Source organism: Novosphingobium sp. BL-S-21, assembly GCF_055521655.1.
In genome coordinates this window covers 2,204,110-2,221,799 of sequence record NZ_CM145496.1, presented here as the reverse complement: position 1 = coordinate 2,221,799, position 17,690 = coordinate 2,204,110, and the positions used below count along the sequence as shown (strand labels likewise).

Below are 17,690 nucleotides of genomic sequence, written 5' to 3'. Positions count from 1 at the left end.
GCTCCTTCAGTTGTAATAGCTCGAATTGCGGATGGAGTGGATAATCGGCGCTTACTCGGGGGATTGGGGAACCGGGACCTTATCGAGCCCTTCTCGAGGATCGATTTGACCGGCGGGTGATTGCGCGCCTGGATCCCAGCGCGCCCAGCGCCGCGCGTTCGGGCCGCGGGGGAAAGCGTTTCTCGAGCCCGATGATACCTAGACAGGATCGGTAGCCCTGTTCGGGTTGGAATATTTGCATCGATGACCTTCTCCACCAGCAAGGACAGCATCGGCCCGTTCCGGCCCGCCTCTTCGCGGATCTTCGCCAGCGTCCATTCGCCGTAGCGACGATGGCTGGATGGCATGTGCTCGGGAATTGTGGTGTGCCGGCCATTCGCGCTGCCGCGCATGTGCACGGCGATGCGCTCTTCGCCTGCGAAGATTTCGACCTTGCTGGCAGTGAACCGGGCTTTGACCGGGCGGCGCGCGAAGCGATGAGGGACCGCGTAATTATGCCGCTCGATCGCGATATGATAATGGAGCCCGACACGGCAGCGGCGCCATTCGGCGTGAACCCAAAGCTCTGACGGCAGCGGCTTGAGGTCTGGAACATCGACTTCGTCGAACCGCTGGCGGCCCTTCTTGCCAAACTGGCGCAGCACCCGCCGATCATTGAGCTCGGCAAGGCATTCGGCGATCGCTGCGTTCACTTCAGCGAGGCTGTAGAAGATCTAGTTACGTAAGCGGCCCAATAACCAGCGCTCGACGATACCGACGCAAGCTTCGACCTTGGCCTTGGCCCGCGACCTGCGTAGCCGGGTCGGCAGGATCGCCGTACCGTCATGTTGGGCCATGTCAGTGTAACAGCGGTTCACCTGAGGATCGAAGTGACAGGCCGTGATCACCGCCACCGTGGCATTGTCGGGCACCAGCAATTGGGAATCCGCGGAAGAAGGCCATGGCGGCATCGTTGCCCACGATCCAGTCAGGAAACTGCTCGGTCCATGTCGCCAATGCCAACGACAGGCTCGATCCGCCCATTACAGCGACGAAGATGTAGGCACCGCGGACTTCCGCGGTCCTGCGGTCCTGCGGTCCTGCGGTCCAACACGACCGGCACCGTATCGCCAGCGTAATCAACGAGCAGCTTTTCGCCCCCGACATGGCTCTGATGCACGACCAGCGACAAGCAGCCTTCCCACCGGCGGAACAGATCGCAGAACTGGCTGTAGCGATATCCGTCTAGATGTTCGGGGGGGTTCTCCTTTCAGAGCACCTGCAGCGTCACGTGTTTGCGCTTCAGTTCACGCGCTACCACCGGCCAGTCAGGTTCACGCAGCTAACGTCGCCCGGGTTTGACGCCGGAGGCGCTACACAAGCGCCCTTCGGATCTTTGTCACCGATCTCGGACGTAACCGGCAATGCCAATCCCGAGCGATCAAACCGCTCGATCGTGTCACGCACTGTAGAACGAGCACGGCCAGTCAGTCGGGCGATCTCGCGCATCGGGACACAAGCCTCCCGACGCATTCTCAGCACTTCGCGCACATGGCGCATCTTCGGCCTCCTCGTCGGCATCGCTATCCTCCGGCTGCTGTGCCGATAGGATGGACCCAATGATCGGGCTTCTCACTTCCTCCGGGGTGGCCGAGAATTGCTCGGAATGGTGGCCGGCATCATCTCAGAATCCCGGTCGGAATCAAAGCGGAATGGTGGCCGGGATCACCCCGGAATCCGTTTTTCGCGTCGAGCGCGGATGAGGGCGTTCTCAAATATCTTGTCGCCTCTTTCCCCACCCTTTGTCTCACCGCCGTCCTGGACTTCAGATATGAAGCCAAATGGTTCTGCAGCACCCAAACTGGCCATTTCCTCTCGCAGGTTGGCGACCTGCTGCGCCAGTAGGTGCTGGTTCAACGCAATTTGGTCGAACCGCTGACGAATCCTGCGCTGTCTTGAAAACCATCGCCCTGCAATTGGAAGGCGTGTGGACCAGCCAGTTCTCGCATAAGCACGCAAAGCCTCGATCCGGGCCAGCCTTCCTCCGCTTTTGCGAACAGCTTCCCCGGACACCTGCAGGTTCGCAACCACCTTACGTCTACCATTCCGTTTGGACGCGATCCGCCGGTAAGTGGCAAGCCCCTCCTCATCCGGCCATCGTCCCAGAATGTCTTGGTAGACACGATTGACGAAATCATCGACCGGCAGGCCGGGCGCCTCGATCGATGAATGTCGATACTCGCGGGAGCGCAACAGGCGCTGTACAATGACGCGTCGCGACATGCCGCCGCGAGCCAACTGGCGGTAGTGGGCTAGGCCTTCGCGATCAGGATCTCGTTTCAGGAGAACGACGTAGACGTATTCTAAAAAGCGGTCGAAACGGACAAGGTCGAGCAGGATACCAATTTGGTCTGCCGGGCAGCGGCGCAAATCGATATCAGCTTCGCTGTCTCCAAAAACGTCCAAATTGATCCCTTTCATCGCAACCCTCTTCCACGACATGCCTTGAATACGCAAGCGGGGCGCAGCCGGGCAGTGTGGACAGCCGCTCACGCACGCCCGCCCTTTTCCTGAAAGTCGGTTCGGGAATGGTTTAGGAGGGGCCTTCTGGCGCCCTCCTTTCAAGCATCCGCTGCTCAGAACCCCGCCATCCGAACAGGGGTCGCTCGGCTTCAGTTCATTGCAAATGGTCTGTGATGATGTCCTACAACGGGCAGTTTGCCTGATTGAAAGCTGACCCGGTTGACGTCCAGATCACGCACCGAAACTGCCCGGAATACCATTCCGCCTCGAAATCATCGCGGCCATCGTTGTTGGGATCGGAGACAAAGATCTTATCTACCGCGCCATAGCCATAGATCCATTGACTTTCCTGCAACAGTCCATTCGGACCACCAAGGGCAACCAAGTACGCCAGGCGCGATGGATCCACCCGCATCCGGTCGATCCAACCATCGCCATTGAAATCGCCCCAGAAATCCGCGTCGTTGCTCGCGCCCAGCGCCGTCTGGCAATAATCCAGAACGAAACGTCCGTCTTGTGGGAATGACCGCATGTTGAGACAGAGGCCATTGTCATTAGTCGCCTGAATATACAGCGGCGCCGAAGCCGACGTGCGAGGAAGAGTCGTGAAAGTCGTTGCGCTGCCTACCCGACGCGCCCATTCCCCTTGTGTATCTTGAAGGCCTCCGCTGACCCGGATTGAGACCCAGAGTGAGCCGGCAGCATCAAGATCAACGATATCTTTAAAGCCATCGCCGTTCAGATCGGCGTCCAGCACATTCAGTTTTTCATCGACAAGGGTGAGCCCCTTGTCGGCAAAAATAAAAGCAGCGTAATCGAAGACGATCGCCTTTTGGGGCGTTATCTTGCCGCGCACAGAGAGCACGTCCCCAGGCTGAAGCAATACGTCGATCGGCACGATGAAGGGATCGAGCGGAGTACTAGTGCCTGGTACATGAGGGCTAAGCGGCACACTCACCTTCAGTGCACCGTTTACATACACGTCGGTTTGATGCTTGGATGGCTCGGAGTCGGTCAAGTTGCTAATGAAGGTCGTGATACCATAGACCTTGATCGGCTGATTAGTCGTATTTTTGAAATTGGTGAATGGCGCCGTCGTTCGCGCGGGATCGGCCACATAGGAACGATCACGGTAAGGGGAGCGATAGCTGGCCACTTCGGGTTCGGCGACGAGGTCCGAACGAACGATCTCTGCCGAATAACACATTCGCATGAACTTGCCGTCTGCGATGCGATCGTCGGGCAATTCAACCGCACCGCCACCCGTTTGCGGGAAAATGCCGCTGACGGATCCGGCAGACAGGCGAGAATCGTTCGGAATTGCGATGCCACCCTGCTGCAGCGTCATTGTCGAGACGCCCCGATCCATGGGAGCGGCGTCATATTGGTGCGTAATCAGCGTCTCTTCGCCACTGTTCAAAGCGACCACCTCGGTGCTTGGGAGGATGGTGAAGCCGATGTCAGATTCAGCTGACTCCCCGGGCAGAAGACCGCTGTTATCAAGAATGTAGCTGAATTTCGTTACTCTATATTCGATGCCACTTTCGTTCGTCATAAAGTGCGCAGCGCCAAGAACCCGACGATCACCGGTCTTCTGCTTGACCAGACAGCCAGAGAAAGTGAAGCGTCCAGGTTGCTGCCTCAGGGTCATCGTACCGGAACCCGTACTCGCCATCGCGATGAACTCCGCCGTTGTTTGTGCCGGCGTAGGTGTAGGGGTCGATGTTGGAGATGCGGTTGGATTTGGAGTCGGCGATGAAGTGCTTTCGTCTCCGCCACACGCGCTGAGACCAAGAAGCAGCATCGCTGCGATAGGACTGTAACAGTGCTTCAACATTCCCCCCGGGATTCAGATTATTTTCAGCTCACTTGGGCGAGTTTCATTCAAATCGCAACAAGCATGGCCAACAGGCACCGCGTAAGCAAAGCGATAAAGGTCGTCATGATGCGCAAGTACGAGACCTGAAACTAAAATTATAAATATCAAATAGATCGATCTTACACCGGAGTTTCTCGAATGACAGGTATTCGCATGGTCTTCGCCCCCCGTTTCCGGCGATCCTTAGCATGCCTTGGCCGGACACTTTGGCGGCACCCGCCCCAACCGAGAATGCCCCCTTATGCCCGTTGAAAAATGCGCACGGGAGTTGTTTCTACTTTTTCGTATATTCCAGATTTCCGGAAATAGTCGAGGTAGACGAAAAATTGCCTCTAGTTAGCGCGACCGGCCCGGCTTCACCCTGACTATACAACTTGGCGGCAGCATCGCCTGGAACGACTTGTAAAATGATCGTTCCTTTCACGCCGCTCATGCCGCTTGCCAGGACGGCGCCCACAGCTCCGTCCTGCCCTTCACCTGCGTCAGCTGCAAACGGCAGGGCGTTTAGCACCGCCGCGCCAGCGTAAGATCCGAGCGAGGAAGGACTCAAACGAAAGGTCATGCGCACTTGCCGGCCCTGGACCTCATATTGGCAAGACCGGACCGCATAGGTGAGTCCCTCTTTTCCTCTGCTTCCATCCCCAAAGGCAAGTTTAGGATCGCAGGTAGACACCCCCCCCCATATTGAATTGCCATGATATGGACCAATTTCAGATATTCCGTTATACCCCGTTGGGTATTTTGACTGATTATTAGTCGCCCAAACGGTGTTATCTGCTCCGCCATCGATCACTACGGCATAAGATTTATTGTTTCCATTATTATAATCAGCCACATTTGTGCTAATTTTTACGTTATTGCTGTTGTGGAGATAAACTCCATTGTCCGCCCGAGTGATATGAATTTTATCGAATTGACTATAGGTAACACCCGCCAGGTAAAGGGCCCGGCCAATGGAACTGCCAATCCATACATGATCGAACATTATGTTGTTTGCCGGATTAGCGTTTACACCTTGATCCACCACGATGCCTGGCCCGGTAGTTGTATCCGCAACGATATTTGCGAAATGCCCGAACTGGCAGGTCTGACTAGAAATTATGTAAGATTCTCCACATAATTTCCATCCGGTCACTCCATTCATAGCTTCATCATTAATAAATTTTGATCCAGCAAAATACACCAACTCATACCCATATTGCTCGACATTTTGCATCGTCGAATTCGACATAATGACCGCATTATTGGGCGCCTTATTTGCTACATCCGTAGGCGGCCCCATATACACTCCAACTTTGTTCTGTTGGGTGCCACGGCCATCCGCCGTGACGTTGTCAATGCTTGTCTGCCATTGATCGTAAAGATCCAAGGCATGATAACAGCCGTTGAAATATAGATCTCTCAGCTTGCCTCGGTTTACATAAACCATTCTCACGCCCATGGCGTTTGCATTCGACATCCCCGCACAAACGACGCTCATGTTCTGCACGCCGACGCCGGTGAGGCCATGAGCATAGGTGCCGATCGCGGAAATCGCCGGGAAATTCCCGCCTGGCACGATCTTCGTCGCCCGCATCGAAGCCCCAACCAGTTCGATATCCGAGGGCAATGTGATCGTTGCCGTAGTCCGGTAGCATCCATCGGGCAGGACCACCCGGCCGGAGGTGCTGGCCGCTGCAGCCCCTACCGCTGCTTGGATGCCGAACGTTACATCGCTGGCAAGACGGCACGAGCGGACGTCATCTCGCTGCTGCGGACTTAGATAATCAAAAACATTTACGCCCCCGCGGACGAAATCAATCCCGTGTTCGGCGTCGGCGCCAAGCGCTTTGGGCGCCGCCGCTCTGTCAGGCGAAGCATTTAACGTAAATTGGTTGTTGGCAACAGATGTCGCCAGCGCCAACGGGACAATCAAGTGTGTTTTCATCTGCGCCGGTTTACCTTCAGCAGTCAGCAGATCAAAGGGTAGAAAATGCCACCTCCGGGGTATCAGTCCCGCCGGTATCCCTAATATATGATCGGTCGAACGCGCCGTGTCCCGCGACACTGGGGACAAGACCAGCGCCATCGACATCGCCCGCATCGAAGCGCCCGCTCTTGCTCCATACCTGCCAGAGCGTTCTCTCGAACGCGGCCGGTGAACGTTGCTTTTACAAAGCACCGCCGCAGACAGGCGGCCGAATTTGCTTCATCGGCCGGGATTAATCCCGGCCGATGAAAAGCCGGATCTCTCATTCTACCGGGTGACAGAACTGGGACAGCGCCAAAAGCCGCGAGACACTAATCTGCGCTGGTGGAAGCCCGGGATCACGTCAGAAAAGGTCAATCCCCTCATCCTAATGGCATTCTGCAACCGGAGTACTATGGACTATTCACTGTCCTAGAAAGCACCAATGCCAAAAGGAGTTATACTGTGTTTTCATATTCTCGCCTTTGAGACGGCATTAAGAGTCGCACGGAGCCGATGAGTGGAGATCACGACTCTCAACATGTCCGGTTTGGCGTTGATCTTGCCTCAGCGCATCGGCGACGAACGAGGCTCGTTCGCGGAAATCTTTCGCCGTGATTGGCTCACGCAAAACATCGGTGATTGGACCTTCGTGCAGGAGAACGAAAGTCACAGCCGGAAAGTCGGCACCATTCGCGGTTTACACTTCCAAACGATGCCGCGCTCACAGGGCAAACTGGTGCGCTGCACTGCTGGCGCGCTGTTCGATGTGGCGGTGGACATCCGAAATGGATCACCGACGTTCGGACAATGGTTTGGAGCAACACTGACTGCCGGGGATGGTAAGCAAATCTGGATCCCTCCAGGTTTCGCCCACGGGTTTTGCACAATCGAGCCAGATACGGTCATCTGCTACAAAGTCACGGACTACTATGATCGCGAATGCGACTGTGGCCTGGCTTGGGACGATCCCTTGATCGGTATCGCTTGGCCGGACGTTGCCGACCCGGAAACTCTTTCAATTAAGGACTGCAGGCAACCTGCATTCAATAAGTCGCTTGATTATTTCAGCTGGAGCCCGTGATTCCATGTCTTTGCGCGTTATCGTCACTGGCGGTGCAGGCTTCATCGGCTCGGCTCTAGTTCGTTATTTGGTTCTGGAAAAACTGTATGATGTTCTCACCATCGATGCGCTAAATTACTCGGGCTCTGAGGCCTCTTTAAGGGCGGTCAAAGAGGCGGCCAACCATCAGTTTTGCAAAATCGATATTCGCGACCGCGCAGCGCTTGAAGCAGCTATTGTTAAATTCCGGCCTAGTCGCATTATGCATCTAGCTGCCGAAACTCACGTAGACCGCTCGATCACCGGAGCAGCTGACTTCATCGAAGCTAACGTGCTGGGAACCTTCACGCTGTTGGAAGTCGCCCGAAGCTATTGGAACAATCTCAGCGGAGCCGCAAGGACGGCGTTTCGGCTTCTTCATGTTTCCACTGACGAAGTGTACGGGTCGCTCAGCGATGAAGGCCTGTTCACTGAGCAGACGCCCTACGATCCCAGTTCTCCCTATTCCGCCTCCAAGGCAGCCTCGGATCATTTGGCCAAAGCATGGCACCGGACCTATGGATTGCCCGTGGTCGTTTCCAATTGCTCGAACAACTACGGGCCGCACCAATTCCCGGAAAAGCTCATTCCACTAACAATCGTCAACGCCCTCGCGGGAAGGCCCCTGCCCATTTATGGTGACGGCAAAAATGTCCGCGATTGGCTATATGTAGACGATCACGTTCGCGCCTTGGAAACCATCATTGAGAGGGGACGGCTCGGCGAAACCTACAACGTGGGCGGCCGTAACGAGCGCCGGAACATAGATGTGGTACGCCGCATCTGCAAATCCCTTGACGCTTTTGCTCCGGCCCAGGCTCGATATGAAGATTTGATTGCATTCGTAGCGGACCGGCCCGGCCATGACGCCCGCTATGCGATTGATGCCACCAAGCTGGAGAACGAACTGGGCTGGCGAGCTCGCGAAACTTTCGAGAGCGGTATCGAGAAGACGGTACGGTGGTATTTGGAAAATTCCTGGTGGTGGCAGCCATTGCAGGAGCGCTATGATGGCGAGAGGCTGGGGCTTGCTGCGATTGGAGTTGCTGCGTGAGATTTGCCGTCACTGGCAAGTCCGGGCAGGTCGCCACGGCGCTGCAAAAACTTGGCAGCGTTTACGGACATGAAGTGATCGCATTGGGGCGGCCTGAGCTGGATTTGCTTCATCCATCTTTCGTCTTTCGCGCCTTGGAAGCGGTTGCTCCTGATGTCATTGTCGCCGCAGCAGCCTACACGGCAGTCGATATGGCAGAACGTGAAAGCGAGCTCGCTTTCGCCATCAACGAAGTGGGAGCTCGAGCAGTGTCCAGAGCAGCAGCAGCTCTTGGGGTGCCACTGGTCCATCTCTCGACCGATTATGTTTTCGACGGTCAATTGGATCGCCCCTATGTCGAAAGCGATGCGCCTCGTCCCACCAGCATTTATGGAGCTTCAAAGCTGGCGGGTGAACGGGCTGCGCTGCTGGAGCAGCCGGATTCAGCGGTGCTACGTGTGGCTTGGATCTACAGCCCATTCGGCGAAAATTTCGTAAAGACCATGCTCCGCCTCGCGAGCCAAAATGGCGAACTGGCGATCGTAGCCGATCAGGTTGGAAGTCCGACCAGTGCCGAGGATGTCGCTCATGGTATCCTGTCCGTGGCCAGCAATCTTGTGAGACGCCGTGATGCTGCGCTGCGCGGAATATTCCACATGACCGCGGCCGGCGAAACCAGCTGGGCAGATTTTGCGAAAGCAATTTTTGCCATTTCGTCCCAGCATGGCGGCCCGTTCGCCCGCGTCAGGCCGATTGGCACCGCAGATTACCCCACCGCAGCTGCGCGGCCAGCCAATTCGCGCCTCGACTCGACGTTGATTGAACGCAGGCACGGCATCGCTCTACCAAACTGGCGGACGTCGCTGGAAACGGCCCTGACATGCCTTTTGCCCGCATGAGGCTGAAAGAAGGACTATCATGAAGGGCATCATTCTGGCTGGCGGCAGCGGAACCCGTCTTTACCCCATGACGCTGCCCACCTCGAAGCAGCTCATGCCGGTCTACGACAAGCCGATGATCTACTATCCTCTGAGCGTGCTCATGCTCGCAGGCATCCAAGAAGTTCTGATTATCTCTACACCGCGTGACCTGCCGGCTTTTCGCGCGCTGCTGCGGGATGGATCACAGTGGGGCATGTCTTTTGAATATGCAGAACAGCCAAACCCTGACGGGCTGGCACAGGCCTACATAATCGGCGCGGATTTCGTGTCCGGAGAGCCTTCGGCGCTTATCCTCGGAGACAATATCTACCACGGCCATGGCCTGCCTGACCTGCTAAATCACGCAGCGGCGCGCCCGCGTGGAGCGAGCGTGTTCGCATATCATGTGAACGACCCAGAGCGATATGGCGTGATAACCTTCGATCAATTTTCGAAAGCTCTTGATATCGAAGAAAAACCGGAAAAACCACGTTCCAACTGGGCAGTAACTGGCCTTTATTTCTACGATACACAAGTGGTGGATATTGCCGCCAATCTAAAACCCTCGTCACGAGGTGAACTTGAGATCACAGACGTCAACCGGGTTTACTTGGATCGCGGCCAACTTTCGGTAGAGATCATGGGGCGAGGCTATGCTTGGCTCGACACTGGCACTCCCGACAGCCTGCTCGACGCCGCCGAATTCGTGCGTGTCCTGGAAAAGCGGCAAGGTTTCAAGATCGCCAGTCCTGAGGAAGTTGCCTTCCGACAGGGATTCATCAGCGCTTATGAGCTGGAAAGGGCGATCGGCCATCTCGGCAACTCCGATTACGGTCGCTATCTCCGCGGAGTTCTGTCCCAAAGCATGGCCATTCACGCATGACGTGATGTGAACGTAAGAAAGTACCAGGACGATCCGGCGTGCCGATGCTTCGCGGCAAAAAGGCCTGCTTTAAAAATTCGTAGCTAAAACGTTAACACTGTTTTGATGGTGTCTTCAACGGTTATGGTTTAAGCGCTGGCAGTTTACGAGACGCCGCGCAATGTTACTATCGAGTGCGCGATAATACTAGGCATAGCTGCCGTCCAATACACTTTTCGATTTCAGTCGCGCTTGCCCTTCCTGTTCCACGTGAATCAGACCTTAGATCGGCATGGGGAATCGATCTGACCGCCCCGTGCTGCGCACGGCCGCGCTCTACCCTCGCTGACGCTCGGGCCGAGCCGCCTCCAGCGTCTCGTCGGCATAGCCGTGACGATCGCTGGCGGGGCTGGACGCGCTTGCGCGTCTCGTCAGCGGTCTCCGCGGCTGCGCCGCGTCGGAGCTTGCCCTGCTCCTGGCTGGCGGGGGGCGTCACGGCCCCTTGGCCCCGCCATGGCGCGCCGCAAGGCGGGCTCTGCCCGCCTCCTCCATTTCATTTCGGCCCTGCGGGTGCGCCCCGCCATTCGAGGCGAGGCCTGTGGTCCGCTCCTGCCGCCCCCCGCCACCCCGGCGCCGGTCAATGGCGGTTGGAGAAAGGAAGCAGGAGAAATGAAAAGGACCGATCGTCAGAGCCTTTACGGCGAAGTGACCGCACGGATCATTGCCGAGCTCGAGGAGGGCAGGCTTCCCTGGGTGCAACCGTGGGACAGTTCGCGGTGTCCCTGCATGATGCCGTGTAATGCGGCATCGGGGCGAGCCTACTCCGGAATCAATATTCTCATCCTGTGGTGCGAGGCAGCGGAGCGGCAGTTCACGTCGCAGCGCTGGCTGACCTACCGGCAGGCCCTGGCGGCTGGCGGGAATGTGCGGCGGGGCGAGAAAGGCACGGTGGTGTGCTACGCGGATCGGTTCACCCCGAAGGACGAGGCAGAGAAGGCCGCAGATGGCGACCGGGAGGCGAGGACAATCGCGTTCCTGAAGCGCTTTGTGGTCTTCAATCTCGATCAGGTGGAGGGGCTGCCCGAGCGCTTGATGGCGGAACCCAGGCTGCCAGATCCGGTGATGCAGATTGCCGAGGTGGACCGGCTGATCGCTGCCAGCGGAGCAGACTTCCGGATCGGCGGCGATGAGGCGTTCTATTCACCGGCGCAGGATTACGTGCAGGTGCCGCCGCAGGCTGCCTTCCATGAACCGATAAACTGGTTTCGCACGGCCCTTCACGAGCTGGGTCATTGGGCTGGCGGGAAGGCAAGGCTGAACCGGGATATGTCCGGAAAGTTCGGCTCTGCCCAATATGCGAGGGAGGAACTCGTTGCCGAGATGACGGCGGCGTTCTCCTGCGCGTCGCTCGGTATCCAACCAACGGTGCGGCACAGCGATTACCTGGGGGCGTGGCTCGAGGTCATGCGCGCTGACGAAAAGGCGATTTTCCGGGCGGCGAGCGCGGCCAGCAAGGCGGCCGATTTCCTCCTCGCCTTTGCGGAGGACGCGGCATGAGGTGGCATCTCTACAGGATCGAGCAGTGGGTTCGCGAGGCTTTCCTGCGGGATGCCTTTGCCCAATACGAGGATCCGGAACTGCGCCGGCTGGCGCGGGCGGTCTATTCGCTTCCCTGGCTACCCAAAAATGTGTTCGGCATGCTGCGGTACGATGGGCTCACTTATGAGCAGATTGCCGAAAAGCTGCGTATCAGTCCCCGGCGGGTGCAGACCGAGGTGGGGCGAGCCATGGCCCTGATCATTCGCTCGCGAGACCGGCAGCAGCGCAAGGGATGGTGAAGACATTGGGGCGCGCCCGCAAATGCGGGCGCGCCCTGGTTATGCTCGTCGACGACTTAGCGTTCAGGGCCGAGGCGCGATGTCATCGACCGAATAGGAGATCGGACTGTTCATCCATTCGTTGACGGCGCTCTCGCGCCAGCCGCAGCACCTTTCGGCGAGGCGGACCTGGGCCGGGAAGGTCCCGGTCTGGATCTTGCGATAGAGGGTGGCACGCGACAGGCCCGTGCGGTTGAGCACGGCTTCGAGGCGCAGGAAGCGTTCAGGGGGCGTCATGTTCATGTGGCATGTCCTCGCATTAAGTGAAGTGGACTGGCCGGCCACGAGTAAGTTTGGCTCAGATCTGCGGGCTTACAAGTGCGCTGAACAGCGCTGAACGGCGCGGAACAGCGCGGAACAGGTAAAAAACGGGTCCCAGTTCACCGGGTGGCACCAGCGAGGATCTTGCGTGCCCCGAATCGACCCCGCAAAAAAATTTGCGCGTCGGAGCCTTGGTTTTTCGCATTTCACTCTCATGCCGTCTCGGCGGCCCCCTGACGCGAAGGTCTGGCCCTCGCGCGAGGAGGATCGGCAGCCGAATCGCATCGGGCTACCGCTATGCCCCTAGCCTTCGGCCTTCGCCGATCGCCTCCAACACGGGCGAGATCAGGACGGTGTCGTTCGACGCCGCGAACGGGCATGGCCGGTGACGTGGCAGACATGATCGACGAGCCCGCCGACCAGGGTCCGCACCTGATCCCCAGTGAAGCCGCCATCGTCAGGATGCTTGCCGTTCATGAGGTGCCGCCGGTTCCATTTCCAATACGGCGCCAGCACCTGGACCAGCCGCGCCGTCTCGGTGCAATCGTAGCCGAACGCAGTGACGTTGGCGTAAGCCAGCGAACGGTCGACATTGAGGCTGATGTGCCGCGCGCACCAGCTGTCCGGAAAGCCGACATCGAGCAGGTGTGAGGACAGCGCGAGTTGGACGACGATGCCGGTCGAGTAGAGGAAGTCGGGCCAGTCACCGGGCGCTTCAGGCGCCAAGCTGCCCATGAATTCCTCAGCGCGATGGTAGCGGGCGAGGCTGAGCTTGCGGCCCTCCTGCGTACGGACGAGGCGCACCGGCTCGGCGCCATAGATTTTCCACAGCGCGGCGAGCGCGGAATTGTCATGCGGCAGGGAGTTCAGCGCCGCCGAGACGGCGGCCATTTCATCGGGTGAAGTCGCAGGAACAAGATTGTTCATTTAGCACCTCCGGGTCCGCATCTGGGCGGGCTGGCGGAAGGCTGAGGACCATGCGGACCAGTCCCGAACTCCCGCACGCTAACGCGCGGGAGCCGCCGGAGCTGGTAACATGCGAAAGCACATGCGCCGCCGTCTTTCACCCGAAGGTTTGGACATGCACGACGGCACCCCGGAAAACCTAGTTTTCCGAGTTCGTTTGCTTTCGCAGGATTACCAGTCCCGGCGCTGCCCTTTGCGCAGCGCCTTGGCAGGATAACAGACGGGAATCCCTAGGCCAAGGACTGACTGGATCGCGCCGATTGTGCGTGCCTCGGACAGGTATCTGGGAAGTCGCGCTTGCACACCGATTAGAAGTGAAAGCGCATCCTGCGCCGATGCGAAAGATGACCGCGATAAGGCTCGCAAGCAGTGCCATCTCCGTCGGCATCGAGCTCGGCGCGGTACCCCGGCTCTCCAACATGAATCGGCGCCTGGCCGGCTGCGCGCGCCGCGTCGCAATCGGCATAGAAGACCCAGCTGTCAGGGGCGGCTGAGGAGCGGCCTTCCGGCAGCAGGCGCGCCGCGGCATTGCCGATGTCGCCGGCGTGCAGGCTGATGTACCCAGCGCCCCCGCCTACAAGCCCGGCGAGCATGAACCACGAGCAGATTTTACCGACATTCGTCTGCCGCTTTCTAATGAGGCGACGCTCCCGAAACCGCCGGCCGCGCTCAATTGGGATCGCTCGAAACGGCCTGTCTTTTGCCATCGGTCTTCCACCCCGCTGTTCGCCCCCTCGAGAGTGCGCGGCTACGCGCGCACGCCGAGGCGCCGAACCTGGTTTTGCCGCTAACTGCCTAACGGATCGCTAAACGCCCGAAGTCCTCGCCGCCGCCATAGCGTCAGCGCCTGGTCGCGATCCTCGCCGCGCAGCCTGGCTGCCGCTTCGACCAGCAGGCCGAGGATCACGGCACGGTCGTCGTCGGTCAGCTCGACCAAATCGGCTTTGACGACAAGCCCGCCGAGCTCGATGAGCTGGCGGGTGCGTTCGCGCCGCTTCACTTGCCACGCGCGGCGGTCATGCCGGGCCCGGCTCGCCGAGAGGCAATTGTGCGCTGCCTGGCTGCGTCGCAGCGCCGCGCGGCTTGTTGCCAGTTCCTGCGCCAGGGGTTTTGCCGCCTGCAGAAAAGAACGCGGCGCCGCGCCCCCGCCACGCCTCCTTCCTGGCCGCGTCGCTCATGGAGGCAGCCTCGAGCAGAGCGCCGGCCAGCACCTCGGCGGCAAGGGCATCGGCGCCGGTTGCATTTACCAGCTCGCCGAGCTGAGTGATCCTGCGAAGTTTAAGTTGCCGCGCCTTGTCGGTAAGGGCTTTGAGCTCGGCATCATAGTCACGGGGTTTGCGCATTGTCCGTCCTTTCGTTGATGGAGGCGGACAGTTCAGTTATCGGGAGTCTCATGCCCAAACAATAGCGTGAAATCTTCTGGGATTTCGTGTTCCCGAGAGCGATGAAATCGTTCGAGGGCGCGCTTATACGTCGTGCCGACGCGCTCTTTGCAGTGTAAATGGTATGCCGTCATGGCGATCTACCATTTCTCGGCCAAAGTCATTTCCCGCGCCGCCGGCTCTTCGGCGGTGGCGGCTGCCGCCTATCGCTCCGCCTCGCGGCTGCACGATGAGCGACTTGAGCGCGATCATGACTTTTCGAACAAGGCGGGCGTCGTCCACTCGGAGATCCTGCTGCCCGAGAACGCCCCCGAACAATGGCTCGAGCGCGAGCGTCTGTGGAATGACGTCGAGGCGGCCGAGAAGCGCAAGGACGCGCAGCTGTGCCGCGAGGTCGAGTTCGCCATTCCCCGCGAGCTCGACCAGGCCGAAGGCATTCGTTTGGCCCGTGACTTCGTTGCCCGTGAGTTCGTGGCGCGTGGCATGGTCGCCGATCTCAATGTGCATTGGGACATGGGAGAAGACGGAAGCCCCAAGCCGCATGCCCATGTGATGCTCGGCATGCGCGAGGTGAGTGAGGAGGGGTTCGGTCCCAAGGTGCGTGAGTGGAACCGCACCGAGCTCCTCACCCATTGGCGCGAAGCCTGGGAGATCCACGTCAACCAGCGGCTCGCCGAGCTCGATATCGACGCACGGATCGATCATCGCTCGTTGGAAGCCCAGGGCATCGACCTCGAGCCGCAGCACAAGATCGGCCCTGCTGCCTCGCGCATGGCGGGACAGGGGCTGGAGAGTGAACGGCTCGAAGAGCATCACGCGATTGCCCGTTCCAACGGCGAAAAGATCCTTGCCAACCCTGCCATCGCGCTCGATGCGATCACGCACCAACAGGCGACCTTCACCACCCGTGACCTTGCCAGGTTCGTGCACCGGCACAGCGACGGGAAAGAGCAGTTCGACCAGGTGGTGGGGGCAGTCCGCTCCTCGCCCGAGCTGGTCGCGCTGGGCAAGGACGGGCGCGGCGAGGATCGTTTCACTTCCCGCGCCATGATCGAGACCGAACAGCGGCTCGAGCAAGCCACCATCAGGCTCGATGCCGGCCGGCGGCACGGCGTCAATCGCGCTATCCAGGAAAAGGCCCTCGCACGCGCCGAAGCACGCGGGCTTGTCCTCTCAGGCGAGCAGCGCGGCGCCTTCGAGCAGGTGACTAACAACCGGGGGCTTTCCTCGGTGATTGGCTACGCCGGCACCGGCAAGAGCGCGATGCTCGGCGTGGCCCACGATGCCTGGCGCTCGGCAGGTTACGAGGTGCACGGTGCTGCGCTCTCCGGGATCGCAGCCGAGAACCTCGAAAGCGGTTCGGGAATTGCCAGCCGCACTATCGCCAGCCTGGAGCGGCAATGGGGGCAGGAGCGCGAGCTGCTTACCGATCGCTCGGTGCTGGTCATTGATGAAGCCGGCATGGTCGGTACCCGGCAGATGGAGCGGGTAATCCGCGAGGCGGAAAAGCGCGGTGCCAAGGTCGTGCTCGTCGGCGATCCCGAGCAGCTTCAGGCGATCGAGGCAGGGGCCGCCTTCCGCAGCATTGCCGAGCGGCACGGCAGCGTCGAAATCATGGAAGTGCGCCGTCAGGGCGAGGAGTGGCAGCGTCAGGCCACGCGCGATCTGGCCACCGGGCGGACCGGTGAGGCGCTGCTGGCCTACGAGCGGACCGGGCATGTCCATCATGCGCCGAGCCGTAATGCTGCGCGAAAGGCGCTGGTCGGGCAATGGGACCGCGATCGCCAGGCGCATCCCGAAGCCAGCCGGATCATCCTCACGCATACCAATGACGAGGTCGGCGAGCTGAACCAGGCAGCACGCGCTCGCCTGCGGCAGGCCGGCGAGCTTGGCGAGGATGTGACGCTCAAGGTCGAGCGCGGCGAGCGCAGCTTCGCGGTGGGCGACCGGGTCATGTTCTTCCGTAACGAGCGCAGCATGGGCGTGAAGAACGGATCACTGGGCACACTGCGCAGTGTCTCGCCCTTCAGCATGGCCGTCATGCTCGACGATGGTCGCTCCGTCGTCTTCGATCTCAAGGACTATGCCGATGTCGATCACGGCTACGCCGCGACCATCCACAAGGCGCAGGGCATGACCGTCGACCGCGTCCAGGTGCTCGCGACGCCCGGGCTGGATCGGCACGGGGCCTACGTGGCGCTATCGCGCCACCGGGGCGAGGTCGAACTGCACTATGGAAAGGACGACTTTGCCGACCGCGCAAAGCTGGTGCGGGCGCTGAGCCGTGATCGCTCGAAGGACATGGCCTCCGATTACGGCCCCGCCTTCGAGAAGAAGCGCGAGCCGGAACCCGCCATCGCTGAGAGGCGTGACCCCTTCGCCGGGCTCAGGCTGAAAGCGCCTGGGCAGGTGCGGCAGGCAGCGCCGCTCGAGATCGCGGTGCAGCGCTATGGGCGCGCGGCGCAGGACATCTTCAGGATGCGTGAGCAAGGGCTGAAGCCGATCGGTCTGCAGCATCAGGAGATGACCAGAGCGGCCGACAATCTCGACCGCGTGCAGGAGCACGGCGCGCGCGATCTCTATGCCGCGATCCGGAAAGAGCCTGAACTCGCCGATGAAGCCGGCAAGGGACAGACCCGGCGCGCTATCCAGGCGATGATGGCTGAAAGCGAGATTCGCATCGCGGCCGATCTGCGCGCCGACCGCTTCGTGAACGAATGGCAGACCCAGACCCGGCAGTTCATGCGTATGCAGAAGATGGGCAACGCGCGCGGGGAAGAGCAGGCCATGGCGCGAATCGATCACCTCGCCAAGAGCCTTCACCGCGACCCTGAACTCGAGTCGCGGCTGCGCAAGCGCGGCGCCGAAATGGGTTTCGGATCCTTTGAGAAAAAATCGCTATCTCAGGAAATCCAGGGTTGGGTAGACCGCTGGCGTTCGCGCGGCCTCGGGCTTTAG

The 17,690-nt window shown here is 59.6% G+C and carries 15 protein-coding genes and 1 pseudogene; 7 read left to right on the top strand and 9 right to left on the bottom strand.

Annotation, left to right across the window (positions count from 1 at the left end):
* Positions 1-6 precede the first annotated feature (6 nt).
* From istA to ACZ1J6_RS19025, 4 genes and pseudogenes are all read right to left on the bottom strand, one after another.
* A pseudogene (istA, locus tag ACZ1J6_RS19040) lies at positions 7-1,539 on the bottom strand (IS21 family transposase).
* Positions 1,540-1,704: 165 nt separating this feature from the next.
* Positions 1,705-2,460: a DUF4214 domain-containing protein gene (locus tag ACZ1J6_RS19035; RefSeq protein WP_465127764.1), complete on the bottom strand. Its 756-nt coding sequence runs from the start codon at positions 2,458-2,460 to the stop codon at positions 1,705-1,707.
* A 223-nt stretch (positions 2,461-2,683) separates the two neighbouring features.
* Positions 2,684-4,153 carry an FG-GAP repeat domain-containing protein gene (locus tag ACZ1J6_RS19030; RefSeq protein ID WP_465127763.1) on the bottom strand — a complete coding sequence of 490 codons (1,470 nt, stop codon included), beginning with the start codon at positions 4,151-4,153 and terminating at the stop codon, positions 2,684-2,686.
* Between the two features lie 502 nt (positions 4,154-4,655).
* Positions 4,656-6,455: a glycosyl hydrolase family 28-related protein gene (locus ACZ1J6_RS19025; protein WP_465127762.1), complete on the bottom strand. Its 1,800-nt coding sequence runs from the start codon at positions 6,453-6,455 to the stop codon at positions 4,656-4,658.
* A gap of 394 nt (positions 6,456-6,849) precedes the next feature.
* Between ACZ1J6_RS19025 and rfbC the strand changes: the two genes are divergently transcribed.
* The 6 genes from rfbC to ACZ1J6_RS18995 all read left to right on the top strand — a co-directional run bounded on the left by rfbC (position 6,850) and on the right by ACZ1J6_RS18995 (position 12,084).
* Complete coding sequence (gene rfbC / locus ACZ1J6_RS19020) at positions 6,850-7,413, top strand: dTDP-4-dehydrorhamnose 3,5-epimerase (RefSeq protein WP_465127761.1); 564 nt, start codon at positions 6,850-6,852, stop codon at positions 7,411-7,413.
* A 10-nt stretch (positions 7,414-7,423) separates the two neighbouring features.
* Entirely contained in the window at positions 7,424-8,485 is a 1,062-nt protein-coding gene (gene rfbB / locus ACZ1J6_RS19015; RefSeq protein WP_465128275.1) for a dTDP-glucose 4,6-dehydratase, read from the top strand.
* Positions 8,482-9,363: a dTDP-4-dehydrorhamnose reductase gene (gene rfbD, locus ACZ1J6_RS19010; RefSeq protein WP_465127760.1), complete on the top strand. Its 882-nt coding sequence runs from the start codon at positions 8,482-8,484 to the stop codon at positions 9,361-9,363. The genes rfbB and rfbD overlap by 4 nt, the downstream gene beginning before the upstream one ends.
* Before the next feature lie 19 nt (positions 9,364-9,382).
* Positions 9,383-10,267 (top strand): glucose-1-phosphate thymidylyltransferase RfbA, encoded by an 885-nt coding sequence (rfbA, locus tag ACZ1J6_RS19005; protein WP_465127759.1) that lies wholly within the window; start codon positions 9,383-9,385, stop codon positions 10,265-10,267.
* A 648-nt stretch (positions 10,268-10,915) separates the two neighbouring features.
* A complete protein-coding gene (locus ACZ1J6_RS19000; RefSeq protein ID WP_465127758.1) occupies positions 10,916-11,803 on the top strand; it encodes an ArdC family protein in 888 nt (295 codons plus the stop codon).
* Positions 11,800-12,084 carry a sigma factor-like helix-turn-helix DNA-binding protein gene (locus ACZ1J6_RS18995; protein ID WP_465127757.1) on the top strand — a complete coding sequence of 95 codons (285 nt, stop codon included), beginning with the start codon at positions 11,800-11,802 and terminating at the stop codon, positions 12,082-12,084. The genes ACZ1J6_RS19000 and ACZ1J6_RS18995 overlap by 4 nt, the downstream gene beginning before the upstream one ends.
* A 63-nt stretch (positions 12,085-12,147) precedes the next feature.
* On the opposite strand, the gene ACZ1J6_RS18990 is transcribed toward ACZ1J6_RS18995, so the two are convergent.
* The 5 genes from ACZ1J6_RS18990 to ACZ1J6_RS18970 all read right to left on the bottom strand — a co-directional run bounded on the left by ACZ1J6_RS18990 (position 12,148) and on the right by ACZ1J6_RS18970 (position 14,693).
* Complete coding sequence (locus tag ACZ1J6_RS18990) at positions 12,148-12,366, bottom strand: helix-turn-helix transcriptional regulator (RefSeq protein WP_465127756.1); 219 nt, start codon at positions 12,364-12,366, stop codon at positions 12,148-12,150.
* A 363-nt stretch (positions 12,367-12,729) separates the two neighbouring features.
* Positions 12,730-13,311, bottom strand: a complete 582-nt coding sequence (locus ACZ1J6_RS18985; RefSeq protein ID WP_465127755.1) for a hypothetical protein — start codon at positions 13,309-13,311, stop codon at positions 12,730-12,732.
* Between the two features lie 347 nt (positions 13,312-13,658).
* Positions 13,659-14,057 (bottom strand): excalibur calcium-binding domain-containing protein, encoded by a 399-nt coding sequence (locus ACZ1J6_RS18980; RefSeq protein ID WP_465127754.1) that lies wholly within the window; start codon positions 14,055-14,057, stop codon positions 13,659-13,661.
* 80 nt (positions 14,058-14,137) lie between these two features.
* Complete coding sequence (locus tag ACZ1J6_RS18975; protein ID WP_465127753.1) at positions 14,138-14,350, bottom strand: conjugal transfer protein TraD; 213 nt, start codon at positions 14,348-14,350, stop codon at positions 14,138-14,140.
* Between the two features lie 16 nt (positions 14,351-14,366).
* The gene (locus tag ACZ1J6_RS18970) at positions 14,367-14,693 is read right to left on the bottom strand and encodes a conjugal transfer protein TraD (protein WP_465127752.1); all 327 of its coding nucleotides are present in this window, start codon (positions 14,691-14,693) and stop codon (positions 14,367-14,369) included.
* Between the two features lie 171 nt (positions 14,694-14,864).
* Here ACZ1J6_RS18970 and traA point away from each other — a divergent pair, with 171 nt between their 5' ends.
* Positions 14,865-17,690: a Ti-type conjugative transfer relaxase TraA gene (gene traA / locus ACZ1J6_RS18965; protein ID WP_465127751.1), complete on the top strand. Its 2,826-nt coding sequence runs from the start codon at positions 14,865-14,867 to the stop codon at positions 17,688-17,690.

Coding starts and splice junctions, on each gene's coding strand:
- ACZ1J6_RS19035 (WP_465127764.1), bottom strand. CDS start 2,460: ATGAAAGGGATCAATTTGGACGTTTTTGGAGACAGCGAAGCTGATATC.
- ACZ1J6_RS19030 (WP_465127763.1), bottom strand. CDS start 4,153: ATGACCCTGAGGCAGCAACCTGGACGCTTCACTTTCTCTGGCTGTCTG.
- ACZ1J6_RS19025 (WP_465127762.1), bottom strand. CDS start 6,455: ATGTCGATGGCGCTGGTCTTGTCCCCAGTGTCGCGGGACACGGCGCGT.
- rfbA (WP_465127759.1), top strand. CDS start 9,383: ATGAAGGGCATCATTCTGGCTGGCGGCAGCGGAACCCGTCTTTACCCC.
- ACZ1J6_RS19000 (WP_465127758.1), top strand. CDS start 10,916: ATGAAAAGGACCGATCGTCAGAGCCTTTACGGCGAAGTGACCGCACGG.
- ACZ1J6_RS18995 (WP_465127757.1), top strand. CDS start 11,800: ATGAGGTGGCATCTCTACAGGATCGAGCAGTGGGTTCGCGAGGCTTTC.
- ACZ1J6_RS18990 (WP_465127756.1), bottom strand. CDS start 12,366: ATGAACATGACGCCCCCTGAACGCTTCCTGCGCCTCGAAGCCGTGCTC.
- ACZ1J6_RS18985 (WP_465127755.1), bottom strand. CDS start 13,311: ATGAACAATCTTGTTCCTGCGACTTCACCCGATGAAATGGCCGCCGTC.
- ACZ1J6_RS18980 (WP_465127754.1), bottom strand. CDS start 14,057: ATGGCAAAAGACAGGCCGTTTCGAGCGATCCCAATTGAGCGCGGCCGG.
- ACZ1J6_RS18970 (WP_465127752.1), bottom strand. CDS start 14,693: ATGCGCAAACCCCGTGACTATGATGCCGAGCTCAAAGCCCTTACCGAC.
- traA (WP_465127751.1), top strand. CDS start 14,865: ATGGCGATCTACCATTTCTCGGCCAAAGTCATTTCCCGCGCCGCCGGC.